General features: G+C 69.4%; 14 protein-coding genes and 1 pseudogene. 7 read left to right on the top strand and 8 right to left on the bottom strand.

Annotation, left to right across the window (positions count from 1 at the left end; genetic code table 11):
- The first annotated feature begins 105 nt into the window (after positions 1-105).
- Positions 106-675 carry a TetR family transcriptional regulator gene (locus NA3_RS17030; RefSeq protein ID WP_062964561.1) on the top strand — a complete coding sequence of 190 codons (570 nt, stop codon included), beginning with the start codon at positions 106-108 and terminating at the stop codon, positions 673-675.
- Between the two features lie 63 nt (positions 676-738).
- Here the strand turns inward: NA3_RS17030 and NA3_RS17025 are convergent, their stop codons facing one another.
- The 6 genes and pseudogenes from NA3_RS17025 to NA3_RS17005 all read right to left on the bottom strand — a co-directional run bounded on the left by NA3_RS17025 (position 739) and on the right by NA3_RS17005 (position 4959).
- Positions 739-1179 carry a hypothetical protein gene (locus tag NA3_RS17025; protein ID WP_062964560.1) on the bottom strand — a complete coding sequence of 147 codons (441 nt, stop codon included), beginning with the start codon at positions 1177-1179 and terminating at the stop codon, positions 739-741.
- Positions 1180-1280: 101 nt separating this feature from the next.
- Positions 1281-1409: pseudogene (locus NA3_RS39475) on the bottom strand (SDR family mycofactocin-dependent oxidoreductase); the annotation flags it as partial.
- A gap of 52 nt (positions 1410-1461) precedes the next feature.
- Entirely contained in the window at positions 1462-1665 is a 204-nt protein-coding gene (locus tag NA3_RS17020) for a hypothetical protein (RefSeq protein ID WP_128145285.1), read from the bottom strand.
- Between the two features lie 17 nt (positions 1666-1682).
- The gene (locus tag NA3_RS17015) at positions 1683-2696 is read right to left on the bottom strand and encodes a TIGR03617 family F420-dependent LLM class oxidoreductase (RefSeq protein WP_062964558.1); all 1014 of its coding nucleotides are present in this window, start codon (positions 2694-2696) and stop codon (positions 1683-1685) included.
- A 49-nt stretch (positions 2697-2745) separates the two neighbouring features.
- Complete coding sequence (locus tag NA3_RS17010; protein WP_062964557.1) at positions 2746-3666, bottom strand: SDR family NAD(P)-dependent oxidoreductase; 921 nt, start codon at positions 3664-3666, stop codon at positions 2746-2748.
- 69 nt (positions 3667-3735) lie between these two features.
- On the bottom strand, positions 3736-4959 hold the full coding sequence (locus tag NA3_RS17005; protein ID WP_233427300.1) for a cytochrome P450 family protein: 1224 nt from the start codon (positions 4957-4959) through the stop codon (positions 3736-3738).
- Between the two features lie 281 nt (positions 4960-5240).
- Here NA3_RS17005 and NA3_RS36955 point away from each other — a divergent pair, with 281 nt between their 5' ends.
- Positions 5241-5390 (top strand): hypothetical protein, encoded by a 150-nt coding sequence (locus NA3_RS36955; RefSeq protein WP_157126567.1) that lies wholly within the window; start codon positions 5241-5243, stop codon positions 5388-5390.
- Position 5391: 1 nt separating this feature from the next.
- On the opposite strand, the gene NA3_RS17000 is transcribed toward NA3_RS36955, so the two are convergent.
- Positions 5392-7194: a thiamine pyrophosphate-requiring protein gene (locus tag NA3_RS17000; RefSeq protein WP_062964556.1), complete on the bottom strand. Its 1803-nt coding sequence runs from the start codon at positions 7192-7194 to the stop codon at positions 5392-5394.
- Positions 7195-7308: 114 nt separating this feature from the next.
- On the bottom strand, positions 7309-8289 hold the full coding sequence (locus NA3_RS16995; protein ID WP_227995173.1) for an SDR family oxidoreductase: 981 nt from the start codon (positions 8287-8289) through the stop codon (positions 7309-7311).
- A 229-nt stretch (positions 8290-8518) separates the two neighbouring features.
- On the opposite strand from NA3_RS16995, the gene NA3_RS16990 reads away from it, so the two are divergent.
- The 5 genes from NA3_RS16990 to NA3_RS16970 all read left to right on the top strand — a co-directional run bounded on the left by NA3_RS16990 (position 8519) and on the right by NA3_RS16970 (position 16775).
- Positions 8519-11437 carry an FAD-binding and (Fe-S)-binding domain-containing protein gene (locus NA3_RS16990; protein WP_084491632.1) on the top strand — a complete coding sequence of 973 codons (2919 nt, stop codon included), beginning with the start codon at positions 8519-8521 and terminating at the stop codon, positions 11435-11437.
- Positions 11434-12540, top strand: coding sequence for an enolase C-terminal domain-like protein (locus NA3_RS16985; protein WP_062964554.1), 1107 nt, complete (start codon positions 11434-11436; stop codon positions 12538-12540). The genes NA3_RS16990 and NA3_RS16985 overlap by 4 nt, the downstream gene beginning before the upstream one ends.
- Positions 12541-12594: 54 nt before the next feature.
- On the top strand, positions 12595-13548 hold the full coding sequence (locus NA3_RS16980; protein WP_062964553.1) for a TIGR03557 family F420-dependent LLM class oxidoreductase: 954 nt from the start codon (positions 12595-12597) through the stop codon (positions 13546-13548).
- Positions 13549-13589: 41 nt separating this feature from the next.
- Positions 13590-15053, top strand: a complete 1464-nt coding sequence (locus tag NA3_RS16975) for an aminotransferase class I/II-fold pyridoxal phosphate-dependent enzyme (RefSeq protein ID WP_062964552.1) — start codon at positions 13590-13592, stop codon at positions 15051-15053.
- Positions 15054-15143: 90 nt separating this feature from the next.
- Complete coding sequence (locus NA3_RS16970; RefSeq protein ID WP_062964551.1) at positions 15144-16775, top strand: ABC-F family ATP-binding cassette domain-containing protein; 1632 nt, start codon at positions 15144-15146, stop codon at positions 16773-16775.
- Positions 16776-16853: the final 78 nt, after the last annotated feature.

Raw genomic sequence — 16853 nt, 5'->3', positions numbered from 1 at the left:
GGCTCCGGCGTCACGAAATCCGTACGCGCCGAACGACGCCGGGCTCGGGCGACGGCGTCGGTCCGTGGTGCCGGGTCGCCGACCGGGTGCGGTAACGTCGCATAGATGACCGCGTCACCCCGGGCGAATCGAGGGCCGAAGGCAGCTGCGGCGAACCGGCGGGCATTGGTTCGCGCGGCGCGGGAGGTGTTCGCCGAGAACGGCTTCGACGCCCCGCTGAACTCGATCGCCCGTGCGGCGGGAGTGGGTCCGGGCGTGATGTACCGGCATTTCCCGACCCGCGAGTCGATGATCCTGGCGGTGTTCGACGACAACGTCGTCGCCATCGAGGAGGTGGCGAACCGGCCGGGGACCACGGCGGTGGATCTGCTGGACTTCATCGTCGACCAGATCGCGGTCTCGGCCGGCTTCATCGCCACCATCGATCCCACCGGCTTCGACGATCCGAGGTTGTTCGAGGTGTCGCGCCGGCTCGTCGACCTGATCGGCGCCAAATTGGCCGATGCCGATTCGCGCGGCGCGCTGCGACCGGAACTCACCGCCGAGGACGTCGTGACGGCGCTGGCCATGCTGGCGGCCGTGCTGATCAAAACCGAACTTCCGGCGCGCCAGGCCACTGCACGACGCGCATGGGGCCTGCTGATGCACGGGCTCAGCGGCGAATCCCGCAGCTGAGCCGCCTCGGTGGTCAGCGCAGGCGTGGCGGCATGCGCTCGCCGGGCTCGCGTGCGCCCGGAGTCAGGCGGCCTGGCCGGAGTGTTCGAAGGGTGCGAAGAACGCGCCCATCCCGCCCGCGGCCAGGACATCGCCCAGCGCGATGAAATCGTAACTGCCACCGGGCTTTCCGGCGACAGCGCGGACCTCGGCGAGAATATCGCCGGTGTCGTGGCGCAACAGCCGATGCCGGGCCCGGGCCAGATCCCGCGCGGGCACCCGCCCTTCGGCGTGCGCCAGCATCAGATGCAGGCACAGCTGCTGGGCCGGGGACGCCGGGCCGGGCGGGCGACCCGAGGACAGGTCGGCGTCGAGTTGATCGAAGGTCTGGGCCAGGTAGAACAGGAATACCGGGCGCGGGCTGTGCAGCAGGACGGCACGCACCTCGTCACCGAGCAGTTGCGCCGCGGTACACAGCGCCGCGGTGAGCCGCGGAGTAGGTCCGGTGCTGTCGAAGTCGCTCATCTGTCTCTCCCAACCACTTCAGTACTGGGTGCTGCCCCGATCGGCGACGTCGCGGAACGACTGCGCGTTGATCGCATCCCACGGCTCCGGGACCGCGATCCTGGCATGGCCCCCGCGATGTCGACGGCGGATGATGTCGGCGCCCTCGCGCGCCATCCGCACGGCGGGCGCGCGGCCCTGCTCACGCGCGCCGCCGGTGAATGCGACCGGCCGGTGAGCCTGCCGGTCACGTGCCCTCCTGTGGCCCGATGCGAAACAGTCACGGCGAGAACGGGTTTCGATTCAGTCGGCGATACCTCCGGTACTCGGCCGCTTGTAGCAACCCAGCAACAGCAGCGCCGGGACGAACGCCGCGGCGAACTTCGGAGAAGATGTTCGCAGAGGCGCGCCGTCCGGAGGCTGTGCCGGCGGACCGGTGTTCAGTTTACGTTCCTCGACGTGTCCGGGAGCGTCGATGCGCAGAATCAGCGGGTTGGCCGACATCACCGCCGGGGTTCCGATCCTTACCGCGAGGACTGCACACGGCTCACGAATTCGGCCACGTCGTCGGCCGCGGGGTCGTAACCCGGGAAGTAGCAGCAGATGTCGCGGGCGTAGTCGCCGAAGCGGGCGTGCGCCTGTGCCGCACAGTCGGCCGGGGAGCCGACCAGCGCGATGGTGCGGACCATCGGCTCGGTGATCAGCGCTCGCATCTCGGCGTAGCGGCCCTGCTTGGACAGGGCGTTGAGTTCGGGCTGCAAGTCGCCCCAGCCCTCGGCGTCGAGGACCGGGCGGTAGGCCGGGGTGGAGGCGTAGAAGGCGATGAGCCGCGCGACCGCGTCGACGGCGGAGGCCACCTCGGGCGCGGTGCGGCCGAGCGCGACCATGGCCTGGGCGACCACCTCGAACTCGTCGAGCGTGCGCCCGGACGCGGCCAGCCCGCGCCGCAGCGCCGGCACCGTGCGCCCGGTGAAATGCCTGGCACTGTTGAACGGCATGACCAGCAGTCCGTCGGCCACCTCGGCGGCGGTGCGGGTCATCACCGGTCCGAGCGCGCCCATCAGCACCGGCGGCGGGCCGAACGGATTGGGGCCGGGATCGAACGTCGGCGGCATCAGCGTATGGGTGAAGAATTCGCCCCGGAAATCCAAGGGCGCGTGGCCCTCCCACGCCGCGAGGATGGCCTTCACGGCCGCCACCGATTCGCCGGTGCGCCGGGCCGGGCGTTCCCACCGGCTGCCGTAGCGCTTCTCGATGTGCACCCGGATCTGCGACCCCAGTCCCAGCCGGAACCGTCCCCCGCTGAGGGCCTGCAGATCGTAGGCGGTGTGCGCCAGGTGCAGCGGACTGCGCGGGCCGGCGATGGCGACATTGGTCATCAGGCGCAGATCGGTTTCCGTGGCGGCGAGAACCAGTGGCACGAAGACGTCGTGCGGCCCCTCGAAGGAGAAGATGCCGTCGGCGCCGAGCGCGGCGATCGCGCGGGCGCTCTCGCGGGCACGCAGCGGCGAACCCTCCACCTGCAGATGCACTTTCACCGGTGATCCTTCCGTTCGGTGGCATCACGCTAGCGGAAGGCGCGGGGGCTCAGGCCTGATGCGCGGCGGTGAGACGTTCGGCGCACTCCCACATGTCGCGTTCGCGAGCCGGATCGTAGGACTCGGGTGAGGATTCGGTGACCCGGTAGCGATCGATGTAACTGCCGGACTCGGCCCGGACCGATCCGGTGACCACCTCGGCGAGGCGCCGGCCCGCGGTCTTCGGCGTGCTCGCCAGCGGGGTCCAGGTGAGCGCGGGTGCGATGCGGCGGGCGGCGAAGCGCTCCAGTCGCCCGGCGTTGCGGGTCAAGGCGGTGCCGGGGACGAAACCCGGGTTGTAGGAAAGGATGTCGACTCCGGCCGGAAGCCGGCGCGCGTATTCGTGCACCAGATAGATCATGGCGAGTTTGCTGGTCGAGTACGCGGTGCGGCCCGCCGCGGTAGTCGACGGACCGTCGAAGGCGCCGGGGTGGGCCAGCACATCGGGGGAGTGCCACACCGGGCCGGGCACCATGCCCAGGTTGTGGCGCAGATCGCCGAAATGGGTGTCGCTGACGGTGATCACGATCCGCGACGGCACGACGAACCGGTCGCCGAGCAGGCGCAGCAGCAGATGGTTGGCCAGGACGTTGACGGCGAAGGTGGCCTCGAGTCCGTCCTCGGTCGCGATGGTCGCCTCGGTGTACTGGATGCCGGCATTGCCGACGAATCCGGCCAGCGGCGGCACCTCTCCGCGATCGAGCATGTCGTGAATACGCCGCGCCGCGGAACGGATACCGGCCAGCGATGCCAGATCGGCCTCCACATGCGAGGCCGCATACCCCGCACCGGACAGTTCCGCGCACACCTGTGGTCCGGACGCGCCGCGCGCCAGCACGAGCAGGCGGGTATCGGGGGCGATGCGCAGGATCTCCCGGGCGGCGATCCGCCCGATTCCCCGCGTCGCGCCGGTCATCACGAGGGTCTGCATGCCACGACGGTAACCCGCGCGTGGCCCGTGCGCCCGGCGGCGGCTCGTCGCACCGCCGTCGCCGGCCCGCTAGCCGAGCGCGCCGTGCAGGGGCGGGGAGGGCGGGAAGGTGACCGGTAGTGCGGTCAGGGCACGATGGAAAGGCCCTGGGCGCCAGCGGAGTTCGTTCACCGGCACGGCCAGCTCGATATCCGGCAGCGCGTCCAGGAGCTGGTCGACGGCGTCCTGGGCGACCAGATAGCCGATCTGCCGGGCCGGGCAGGCGTGCGGCCCGGCGCCCCAGGACAGATGGGAGCGGTTGCCGTTGCGGTCGCCCTCGCGGACCTGCGGATCGTTGTTGCAGGCGGCGATACCGATCAGCACCGGCTGATGGGCGGGCAGCCACACGTCCTCGATGAGCATCGGCTGCCGCGGATAACTCGCGCAGTAGTTGACCAGCGGGGGATTGTTGAACAACACCCAGTCCAGCGCATCGCGGGTGGTCAGGGCGCCGCCGAGCAGGCTTCCGGAGAACCGATCGTCGGTCATCATCAGCAGCAGGGCGTTGGCGACCAGATGCACCTGCGGTTCGATACCGGCGCCGAACAGGCTGACCAGCTGGTTGATGACCTCCTCGTCGTCGAGGCCGCTGTCGTGGGCGATCAGTCGCGAGGTGATGTCGTCACCGGGGTAGGCGCGCTTGCGATCGGTATGTTCCTGCAGCGCGGCGGCCAGCATCCGGTTGCCCGCGGCCGCGTCGCCGGTCGCGTCGAAGATGGCGGCCATCCCGGCCGCCACCCGCTCGGCGATATCCGGTTCGATGCCCAGCATCGTGTTCAGATTCGCCGAGACCAGCGGATGGATGTACTGGGTCAGCAGATCGGCATGGCCGTCGGCGCTGAACGAGTTGATCAGCGGCACCGCGATCCGCTCGACGGCGGTGTGCACCGTATGCAGATCGACGCCGTCGATGGCCGCGATGTTGGCGGCACGGAAACGCGCATGCACGGGACCCGTGTTGCGCAACGCATTCGGGCGCCACTCGAGCATCGGCAGAATCGGGCTGTCGGCCGGTACGGTGCGCTGCCAGGCCCGCGGGTCGGCCGGAAAATGCTCGGGATCGTTGAGAATGCCGAGGGCGGCCTGGTAGCCGATCACCAGTGTCGCCGGCACTCCGGGGGCGAGCTCGACCGGAGCGAAGGAGCGGTGGTGGCCACGCATCCGGTCGTATCCGCCGCGCGGGTCGGCGGCGAATTCCTCGGTGTAGAGGGGAACACGCGGTCCGTCCGGGGCGATCGGTGAATCGTGTGCCACGGGGCACCTGTTCGACGACGATTCCAGCGAATGCGGCGTGGTCACAGAAGACAACTCCAAACGGTCGTGGTGGACGACGACGGCGGCGGCCGTCGCCAGTCGTGAAGCCAAAAGCGTTGGGCCGAACCATAATCTGTGGTACGGGGGCCGATGATACCTACCGGCGTGCCGGTTGCGCAGCGGAAGCCGGGCATCGGCCGCGTGGCCGATGCCCGGCTTCCGGGCCAGTGATGTGACAGTGGCTCTGTCGCTTCGTGGCCGGCCGTCGCAGACTGACCGCTATGACAACTCTGCTGATCATCGCGGTCGTGGCGGCGGTGGCGGCCGGCCTGTTCGACACCGTGGCACCCCGTGGTGACCGCGAGCAGTTCCGGCGTGCGCTACGGCAAGCCAGGCATTCGCTGACCGATTGGGATGCCGCCCGCGAGTGACCTATTCGTCGTCCGGGCGGCGCCCCGGCAGGAACTCCTGTGCCTTGGTCTTCATGCCCTGCGTGACCAGATGCCAGGCGTTCGGGTCGCCGCGCAGGACGGCCTCCGCCGTCGCCTTCATCTGATCCCAGGTGGCGTGCGGCGGGATCGGCGGCACCTCGGGATCACAGCGCACGTCCAGCACGGTCGGGCGATCGGCGGACAGGGCCCGCTCCCAGGCCCCGGCCAGTTGCTCCGGGTCGTCGACCTCGATCGCCGCGAGTCCGAAACAGCGCGCCGCGTCGGCATACGAAATGTCCGGAAGCGATTGGGAATCCTCGAATTTCGGCGATCCGCCCATGGAGCGCAGTTCCCAGGTCACCTGGTTGAGGTCGTTGTTGTGGAACACGCACACCACCAGCCGCTTGTCGCTCCACTGCTCGGTGTAGCGGGCGATGGTGATCAGTTCGGCCAGCCCGTTCATCTGCATCGCGCCGTCACCGACGAGTGCGATGACCGGCCGGTCCGGGTGGGCGAACTTGGCGCCGATCGCGTACGGCACACCGGGGCCCATGGTTGCCAGCGTCCCAGACAACGACCCCCGCATCGTGCCGCGGAACTTGAGGCAGCGCGCATACCAGTTGGTGGACGATCCGGAATCGGCCGTGACGATGGCGTTGTCCGGAATCTGTTGCGACAGTTCCCAGACCACCCGCATCGGGTTGACCGGCTTCGCGGCCAGCGTCGACTGCCGTTCGACGGTCTCCCACCAGCGCGCCACATTCGACTCGACGGTCTCGCGCCAGGAGCGGTCACTCACCGGCTTCAGCAGCGGAACGAGTTCGGCCAGTGTGGCTTTCGCATCACCGACGAGATTCACCTCCGTCGGATACCGCATGCCGATCATGGTGCCGTCGATATCGATCTGCACCGCCCGGGCCTGGTCCAGCTCGGGCAGGAACTGGCTGTAGGGGAAGTTGGAACCGACGATCACCAGGGTGTCGCAGTCGCGCATCAGCTCGTAGCTGGGACGCGTGCCGAGCAAGCCGATCGGACCGGTGACGAACGGCAGATCGTCGGGCAGCACGTCCTTGCCGAGCAGCGCCTTGGCGACACCGGCGCCGGTGATCTCCGCGAGTTCGGTCACCTCGCGCGCGGCCGAGCGGGCGCCCTGGCCGACCAGGATCGCCACCTTGGAACCGGCGCTGATCACCTCCGCGGCGCGCTCGATCTCCGCCCGCGCGGGCACGACCACCGAATGCATCTCGGCCGGCGGGCTCGAGGGCACCTGCTTGAATTCGTGCTGCGGCGGTTCGTAGGTCTCCTCCTGCAGATCCGCCGGGATGATCACCGCCGTGGGCGCGCGCCGGGTCCACGCCGTGCGGAACGCGCGATCGAGGGCGTTCGGCAGCTGTTCGGCGACATTGACCTCGACGAGATATTCGGAGGCCACGTCCTTGTACAGGCTCTGCAGATCGACCTCCTGCTGATAGCTGCCGCCCATCGCGCTGCGCGCGGTCTGGCCGATGATCGCCACCACCGGCACATGGTCGAGTTTGGCGTCGTAGAGGCCGTTGAGCAGATGGATCGCGCCCGGGCCGGACGTCGCCATGCACACACCGACGTGCCCGCTGAACTTGGCGTAGCCGGTGGCCGAGAACGCCGCCATCTCCTCGTGCCGGGCCTGGACGAAGGTCGGGCGGTCGTCGGTACGCCCGAAAGCGGCGACGAGACCGTTGATTCCGTCGCCGGGATAGGCGAAGACCTCTTTCACGCCCCACTCGTTGAGCCGGGCCACGACGTAGTCAGCAACCTGTTGCGCCATATCTGTCCTGTCCTCTCCGTGTCGAGCCCGCGGGGATGCGCTGCGCGCCCCTGGTCCCCGGGCGGGTACCCGCGGGGGTTCGGCTAAACCGCGGCCGGCGGGTAGATCCGGCGGTCAGTGCCGGGCCATCCGGGCGACGGAACCGGCCACCGATTCGACACAGCGCGACATCCACGCCTGTGGGCTGTGCCGATGGGCCCGGCCGTCGAAATCACCGTGGGCGCCGTAGTCGTGGCCGTGTTCGTCGTCGAGCGGGCGCCACAGATTGTCCGGGCGCGCGGTCTCGTCCGCGTCGGTCTGCTGCGAGTCGTAGCCGGTGCGCGCCAGATAGCGATCCAGCACCGCCGGCGCGAGTCGCTGCGCGACGACGGTGCCGACCGTGCTCGCGCCGACCCAATATTGCTTGCGCTCCGGATGCTCGGCCGCGAAGGCGATGGTGTCGGCCACCACCTCGGGCTGGTAGATCGGCGGCACCGGCTGCGGCTTCTTCGGCAAACGCGAACGCACCCACGCGAATTGGGGAGTGTTGACCGCAGGCGCCTGCACGATCGTCACGTGCACGCCACTGTGCTCGTGCATCAGCTCCACCCGCACCGCCTCGAGAAATCCGTTGACCGCGTGCTTGGCGCCGCAGTAGGCCGATTGCAGCGGGATCGCCCGCTCGCCGAGCGCCGATCCGACCTGCACGATGGTGCCGCGGTTACGCGGGCGCATCCGGGCCAGCGCCACCATCACTCCGTGCACCGATCCGAGATAGGTGACCTCGGTGACGCGCCGATACTCCGTCGGCTCGATCTCGGTGAAGGGGGCGAAGACCGAGGTGAACGCCGAATTCACCCACACGTCGATCGGACCCCACTGCTGTTCGACGCGCTCGGCGGCGGCCTCGACGGCGTCGTAGTCGGCGACGTCGGCCGGGATCGGCAGTGCCTCGCCACCGGCCCGCTCGACGTCCTTCGCCGCGGCCTCCAGCCCGGCGCGTCCGCGGGCGAGCAGGGCGACGCGGGCACCGTCGGCGGCGAAGCGCCGCGCGGCGGCGCGCCCGATTCCGGCACTGGCTCCGGTGACGACCACTACGGGTGATTGCGCGCTCACTCGGTCTCCTCTCCTCGCGGGTTGCCGCCCGCTGCCGGAGGCGGTACGGCGGGGCGTCGCATCTGCGGCGTACCCGCGCCACGGGCTGTTATTCGAGCCGGGATCGCCTGCCATGGTGTCCGATTCGGCGGGTGTGACCTGCGGCCGACCGGGTATCCGCGCGATGTCCGGCCGCTCGCGCCGAGGTGCGGCCGCATCACATCCGGCCGATCACGACAGGGGTTCACGAATGGCGATTGCGGATCGCGCGGCCCGCCCGCACCGCGGCTCGCTTCGAGACCGATGGCCGCTGCAGGCACTCGAGACCGCCCTGAAGGAGGCGGTCGACGGGGAGGTGCGTTTCGATTCGGGAACTCGCGCCGCCTATTCCACCGACGCGTCGAACTATCGCGCACTGCCGCTGGGCGTGGTCGTTCCGCGCACACCGGAAGCCGCCGCGACCGCGGTGGGAATCTGCCGCGACCACGACGTCCCGTTGCTCTCCCGTGGCGGCGGCACCAGCCTCGCCGGGCAGAGCTGCAATACCGCGGTCGTGATCGACTGGACCAAATACTGTCACCGGCTGCTCGGCGTGGACGCCGAAACCCGCACGGCGGTGGTCGAACCGGGCATCGCGCTCGATCCGCTCGATGAGCAGTTGAAGTCGTCCGGGCTGATGGTCGGCCCCAAGCCGTCGACCCATGTCAGCTGCACGATCGGCGGAATGATCGGCAACAATTCGTGCGGTGCCACGGCACAGGCCTACGGCAAGATGGTCGACTCCGTGCGCCGGCTCGAGATCCTCACCTACGACGGACTGCGCGCCTGGGTGGGTGCCGAAGATCCGATCCCGGGCACGAATCCGGAGGCCGACGAACTGGTCCGCCGGCTCCGCGAGATCCGGGACCGCTACGCCGACGACATCCGCGCCGCGTATCCGGACATTCCCCGCAGAGTGTCCGGGTACAACCTCGACGCGCTGCTGCCGGAGCGAGGATTCGATATCGCGAAGTTCCTCGTCGGCAGCGAAAGCACCCTGGTGACCGTGTTGCGCGCCGAGATCGAGCTGGTGCGGGTTCCGGCCGCGAAGGCGATGGCCGTCCTCGGCTTCCCCGATGTCTATCACGCCGCCGATGCGGTCTCTCGCATCCTGCCGCACGACCCGGCCGCCCTCGAAGGCCTCGACCATCGACTGGTCCAACTGGAGCACAGCCGGCATCTGGCGGCGAAGGCCATCTCGCAGTTGCCCGACGGCAAGGCCTGGCTGATGGTGCAATTCGACGGCGACGATCAGAGGCAGGCCGACGCGCGGGCGAAGACGATGATCGCCGATCTCGAACGTGCCACCGGCGCGAGTTCCACCATCCTGGACGATCCCGACCGCGAGGCCGAGGTGTGGGCGGCTCGTGAGGCCGGACTGGGCGCCACCGCCTATCCGCCCGACGGCCCGGAAACACACGAGGGATGGGAGGATGCCGCGGTCCCACCCGAGCGGCTGGGCGACTACCTGCGCGACTTCGACGCGCTGCTGGAGGAGTTCGGCTACGAATCCAGTTCGCTCTACGGGCATTTCGGTCACGGCTGTGTGCACACCCGCATTCCGTTCGACCTGCGTACCGCCGACGGGATCGCGCACTACCGGCGCTTCGTCGAACGGGCCGCGCGCCTGGTGAGCAGCTACGGTGGGTCACTGTCGGGTGAGCACGGCGACGGTCAGTCGCGCGCCGAACTGTTGCCGATCATGTTCGGCGACACCGTGGTTCGTGCGTTCGGTGAGGTGAAGGCACTGTTCGACCCCCGCGATCGGATGAATCCCGGCAAGGTCGTGCAGCCGCACCGATTGGATTCGGATCTGCGTCAGGGCAGCGACTACCGGCCGTGGGAACCGGTGACACACTTCGCCTTTCCCGACGACGGCCACCGGTTCAGCGAGGCGGCCGGCCGCTGCGTGGGCGTCGGCAAATGCCGCGGCGAGAGCAGCGGGGTGATGTGCCCGAGCTACCGCGCCACGCGGGAAGAGGAGCACTCCACCCGCGGGCGCGCCCGGCTGCTGTTCGAAATGCTGCAGGGCGAGGAGATCACCGACGGCTGGCGCTCCAGCGAGGTCCGCGACGCGCTCGATCTGTGCCTGGCGTGCAAGGGATGTCGCAGCGATTGCCCGGTCGATGTCGACATGGCCACCTACAAGGCCGAATTCCTGTCCCACCACTACGCACACCGGATCCGGCCGATGGCCCACTATTCGATGGGCTGGATTCCGCTGTGGGCCCGGCTCGGCACCTCGATGGCTCCGCTCGCCAACGCCGTGACGCACACCCCGGGCCTGCGGCGGCTGGTCTCGGCCGCGGGCGGCATCGCCCGGCAGCGGGACATGCCCCGCTTCGCCCGCAGCCGCTTCACCCGGACGTTCCGCGACCACACCAGCTCCACCACCGGCGAGCGCGGCACCGTGCTGCTGTGGCCCGACACCTTCACCAACAATTTCGAACCGGGAATCGCCGAAGCCGCGGTGACCGTGCTGGAGGCCGCGGGCTTCTCCGTGGTCGTGCCCGAGCGCACCGTCTGCTGCGGCCTGACCTGGATCTCCACCGGTCAGCTGCCCACCGCGAAACGCGTGCTGCGCCGCACGCTGCGGGTGCTGGCGCCGCACCTGCGCGACAGCACACCGATCGTCGTCCTCGAACCCAGCTGCGCGGCCGTGTTCCGGGCCGACCTGCCCGATCTGCTCTACAGCGACCAGGATGCCCACCGGCTGTCGAAACAGACCTACACACTCGCCGAACTGCTGGCCGAGCGCGCGCCGGACTGGAACCCGCCGCACGTCGACACCGCGGCCATGGTGCAGCCGCACTGCCACCACCACGCGATCATGCATTACGACACCGACCGCGAACTGCTGTCCTCGACCGGCGCCGACGTGGAGGTTCTCGATGCCGGATGTTGCGGTCTGGCAGGCAATTTCGGCTTCGAACGCGGCCACTACGACGTCTCGGTGGCCTGCGCGGAGGACACGCTGATGCCGGCGGTGCGCGAGCGCGATCCGGGCACCGTGGTGCTCGCCGACGGATTCAGCTGCCGGACCCAGATCCGGCAGCTGCAACCGGACGCCGATCCGCGCCACGCCGTCGAACTGCTCGCGGCGGCGCTGGCCGCGAAGGATCAGAAGTGAGCGCGGCGACGATCGACGAGGCGCTCCGGGTCGGGGTCTACCGGTTCGCGACGCCGGAGCCGGAAGCCGACGGCACCCTCGAATGGGAGGCGACGACGGCGGTGACCGTCGAACTCGGCGCGGGCGGGCAGACCGGGCTGGGCTGGACCTACAGCGGCGGCGTCACCGCGGCGATCGTGCGTGAGGTGCTCGCCCCGGTGCTGGCCGGGCGTTCGCCGTTCGATATCGGCGACTGCCGGATCCGGATGCAGCGCGCCTGCCGCAATCTGGGCACCGCCGCGGTCGTCGCACATGCGCTCAGCGCCGTCGACATCGCGCTGTGGGACCTGAAGGCGCGCCTGCTCGACGTGCCGCTGAGCCGGCTGTTCGGCGCCGTGCGACCGGCGACACCGGTCTACGGCTCGGGCGGATTCACCACGCTCACCGACGACGAACTCGGCGAGCAGATCGACGGCTGGCTCTCGGCCGGGTGCCGATGCGTCAAGATCAAGATCGGGGAGGATCGTGGCGAGCGGACCGATCGGGACCTCGCGCGGGTGTCGTTCGCGAACCGGCTGCTCGGCGACCGCGCCCGGTTGATGGTCGACGCGAACGGCGCCTACTCCGCCGCGCTGGCCCGCCGGGTGGGCGCCGACCTCGACCGGCACGGTGTGATCTGGTTCGAAGAGCCCGTCACCAGCGACGATCCGCCCGGGCTGGCGCTGCTGCGGGCGGCGCTGCGCTGCGATGTGGCCGCCGGCGAATACGTCTACCGCCACTACGACGCGGCCGCGCTGATCGGCTCGGTGGACTGCCTGCAACTCGATGTGACCCGATGCGGCGGCTACAGCGGCTTCGTGGAATGCGCGGCACTCGCCGCCGCGCACGGTCTGGACATCTCCGCCCACTGCGCGCCCGCGTTGCACGCGCCGATCGTGTCCTCGTTCGCCCATCTGCGTCACGTGGAGTGGTTCATCGACCACACCCGCCTGGAACCACTGCTGGTCGACGGCGTGCCCGACGTCCGCGACGGGGCGCTTGTGACCGGCCGGGGCGCCGGGCACGGTATGCGGCTCGCGGACTCGGCCGGAAAATATTCGGTCGGCGATGACGGCCGGCGGTGACCTGGTGCGCCCGGGTGGTCGAATACCGGCGCGGCTGCTGGGTAACCGCCGGACATGGCAGCCATCGGATATTTTCTCGCCAGCGAACAGTTCGGACCGAAAGAACTCGTCGAGCAGGCCCAGCGCGCGGAACAAGCGGGGTTCGAGCGGCTGTGGATCTCCGACCACTTCCATCCGTGGAACGACGCCCAGGGGCACAGTCCCTTCGTCTGGGGCACCATCGGCGCGTTGTCCCAGGCCACGTCGCTACCGATCACCACGGCCGTGACCTGTCCGACCGTGCGCATCCATCCCGCGATCATCGCCCAGGCCGCGGCCACCGCGGCCGTGCAGCTCGACGGCCGTTTCGTGCTCGGCGTCGGCAGCGGCGAAGCGCTCAACGAGCACATCTTCGGCGATCCGTGGCCTCCGCCGGGGGAGCGGCTGCAGATGCTGGCCGAAGCCGTCGACCTGATCCGCCGCCTGCACCGCGGCGACATGGTGACCTATCGCGGCGAGCACTACGACGTGCAGGAGGCGCGGATCTACACGCTGCCGGAACAGCCGGTGCCGATCTATGTGTCCGGATTCGGCCCGCAGGCAACGGAATTGGCCGCGCGCATCGGCGACGGCTACTGCACGGCCAGTCCCGACGCCGAGCTGGTCGGGCTGTTCCGCGACAGCGGCGGCGGCGCCAAACCGGTGCAGATGGGCACCAAGGTGAGCTGGTCGGCCGACGAGGAGTCCGGCGTCGATGCCGCCCACCGGCTCTGGGCCAACGAACTGCTGCCCGGCCAGTTGGGCCAGACCCTGCCGCGCCCCGCCGATTTCGAGGACGCGATGTCGTTGCTCGACCGCGAGGCGTCGCGGCAGCACTTCGCCGCCGGGCCGGACCCGCAACGCCACATCGACCAGGTGCGCACGTGTGTGGAAGCGGGCGCCGACGAGGTCTACGTCGGCCAGATCGGACCGGACCTGGAGGGCTTCTTCACCGCATACGAGAAGGAAGTACTGCCGGCCCTGCGCTGAGCGGTACGCGATCACCGTTGGTACCGAGGAGAGGCGAACCGATGGATCACTCACGGGCCCCCGTACTGGACGCATTGGCCGAATACCGGCAACTCGGCCGCTACGGCTTCACGCCGCCCGGGCATCGGCAGGGCGCGGGCGCCGACCCGCGTGTGCGCGAGGTGCTCGGCGGCGCGCTGGCCTCCGACATCCTCGCCGCGCCCGGTCTCGACGACCGGCTCTCGCGCGGCGGCTATCTGAGCGAGGCCGAGGACTTGATGGCCGACGCGGTGGGCGCCGACGCGGCGTTCTTCTCCACCTGCGGGAGCTCGCTGTCGGTGAAGGCGGCGATGCTCGCCGTCGCCGGCGGCGCCGACGGCGGCCTCATCCTGGGCCGCGACAGCCACAAATCCATCGTCGCGGGTCTGGTGTTCTCCGGCGTGCTGCCCCGGTGGGTCCCGCCGCGCTGGGATGCGCAGCGTCACCTGTCGCATCCGCCGTCCCCGGAACAGGTCGAGCAGGCCTGGCAGAAGTATCCCGACGCGGCCGGCGCGCTGATCGTGAGCCCGAGCCCGTACGGCACCTGCGCCGACATCTGCGCCATCGCGGAGGTCTGCCATCGCCGCGGCAAGCCGCTGATCATCGACGAGGCGTGGGGCGCGCATCTGCCGTTCCACCCCGATCTGCCCACCTGGGCGATGGATGCCGGCGCCGATGTCTGCGTGGTCAGCGTGCACAAGATGGGCGCCGGATTCGAACAGGGCTCGGTCTTCCACGTCCAGGGCGATCTGGTCGACGTCGACAAATTGAAGCTGTGTGCCGAACTGCTCACCACGACGAGCCCCAATGTGCTGCTCTACGCGGCCATCGACGGCTGGCGGCGGCAGATGGTCGAGCATGGTGAGAAGCTGCTCACCGACGCGCTGCACACGGCCGAACGAGCCCGGACCGGACTCGACCGCATTCCCGGCATCTCGGTGATGGAGGACGAACTGCTCGGCACCGAGGCCTCCCACGACCTCGATCGCATGCAGGTGCTGATGGATGTATCGGGAACCGGCGCAACGGGTTTCGAGGTCGCCGACTGGCTGCGCGAACATCGCCGCATCGACATGGGGCACAGTGACCATCGCCGGATCCTCGCCACGCTGTCGATGGCCGACGACACCGACACCGTCGACGCGCTGATCGACGCCATGACCGCGTGGCGGGTGCAGTACCGAGGTGCCGGCCCGAGCCCCGCCGACATCCATGTGCCCGCACCGCGCGAACTGCAGCTGGAATCGGTGATGAATCCGCGTGACGCCTTCTTCGGGCCGCAGGAGACGGTGCCGTTCGAGAACGCGATCGGCCGCATCGCCGCCGAACAGGTCACCCCGTATCCACCGGGAATCCCGGTGATCGTGCCCGGGGAGCTGGTCGACGCCGCGGTGGTGGACTACCTGCGGTCCGGAGTGGAGAACGGGATGAACGTGCCCGACCCGGCCGATCCGACGTTGCGCACGCTGCGGGTGGTGGCCGGGTGACCGTCGAGAGCCGGTAAAATGGGTGGTTCTGGTGTGTCCGAGGGATGCACAATCGAACCGTTTGCCCCCTTACCGTGCTAGGAGACTGTTGTGATCACCGCGACCGACCTGGAGGTCCGGGCCGGAATCCGCACCCTGCTCACCGCGCCGGGTTCGGCGCTGCGGGTGCAGGCCGGTGATCGGATCGGTCTCGTCGGCCGCAACGGCGCGGGCAAGACCACCACCCTGCGCATCCTGGCCGGCGAGGGAGAACCCTACGCCGGCAAAGTGATTCGTTCGGGTGAAATCGGCTATCTGCCCCAGGATCCGCGCGAGGGAAATCTCGACGTCCTGGCCCGCGACCGCGTGCTCTCGGCGCGGGGACTCGACAAGCTGATCCGCGATATGGAGAAGCAGCAGGCCCTGATGGCCGAGGTCGTCGACGACGCCGAACGTGAGAAGGCGGTGCGCAAGTACGGCCGGCTCGAGGAACGATTCTCGGCGCTGGGCGGCTATGTCGCCGAGAGCGAGGCCGCCCGGATCTGCCACAGCCTCGGTTTGCCGGACCGGGTGCTGGGCCAGGCCCTGCGCACGTTGTCGGGCGGTCAGCGCCGGCGCATCGAGCTGGCGCGCATCCTGTTCTCCGCGTCCGACGGCTCGGGCGGCAAATCCGATACGACGCTGCTGCTCGACGAGCCCACCAACCACCTCGACGCCGACTCCATCACCTGGCTGCGGGGTTTCCTGCAGAACCACGACGGTGGCCTGATCGTCATTTCCCACGACGTCGACCTGCTCGCCGACGTGGTGAACAAGGTGTGGTTCCTCGACGCCGTGCGCGGTGAGGCCGACATCTACAACATGGGCTGGAAGAAGTATCTCGACGCCCGTGCCACCGACGAACAGCGCCGTGTCCGCGAGCGCGCCAACGCGGAGAAGAAGGCCTCCGCGCTCAAGCAGCAGGCCGCCAAACTCGGCGCGAAGGCGACGAAAGCCGCTGCGGCACATCAGATGGTCAAGCGTGCCGAGCGGATGCTCTCCGAACTCGACGACGTGCGCGTGGCCGACAAGGTGGCCCGCATCAAGTTCCCCGAACCCGCTCCCTGCGGCAAGACGCCGCTGATGGCCACCAACCTCACCAAGCTCTACGGATCGCTGGAGATCTTCACCGGCGTGAACCTGGCCATCGACAAGGGCAGCCGGGTCGTGATCCTGGGCCTCAACGGCGCGGGCAAGACGACCATGCTGCGTCTGCTCGCGGGAGTGGAGCCGCTGACCGCCGGGCAGATCGATCCGGGCCGCGGCCTGCGCATCGGCTATTTCGCGCAGGAGCACGACACCCTCGACGACAACGCCACCGTCTGGGAGAACATCCGCCACGCCGCACCCGATGCGGGGGAGCAGGACCTGCGCGGGCTGCTGGGCGCGTTCATGTTCACCGGCCCGCAGCTCGACCAGCCGGCCGGCACGTTGTCCGGAGGTGAGAAGACCCGGCTCGCGCTGGCCGGCCTGGTGTCCTCGGCGGCCAACGTGCTGCTGCTCGACGAGCCGACCAACAACCTCGATCCGGTCTCGCGTGAACAGGTCCTCGACGCGCTGCGCAGCTACGCGGGTGCCGTCGTGCTGGTCACCCACGACCCGGGCGCGGCCGAGGCGCTGAACCCGGAACGGGTCATCATGCTGCCCGACGGCACCGAGGACCATTGGTCGCAGGAGTACCTGGAGCTGATTCAGCTGGCCTGAGCGTGGCGAATGCTTCCGGCGACGCGCCGAGACACGCCGAAAGATCCTCGGAATCGGTGAGTTTCATCACAGTGAGGC

Origin of the sequence: Nocardia africana NBRC 100379, from assembly GCF_001612635.1 — a bacterium.
Taxonomy (GTDB): domain Bacteria; phylum Actinomycetota; class Actinomycetes; order Mycobacteriales; family Mycobacteriaceae; genus Nocardia; species Nocardia africana.
Note: the sequence above shows the minus strand (reverse complement) of the source record. Positions and strands in the feature narration are given on the sequence as shown.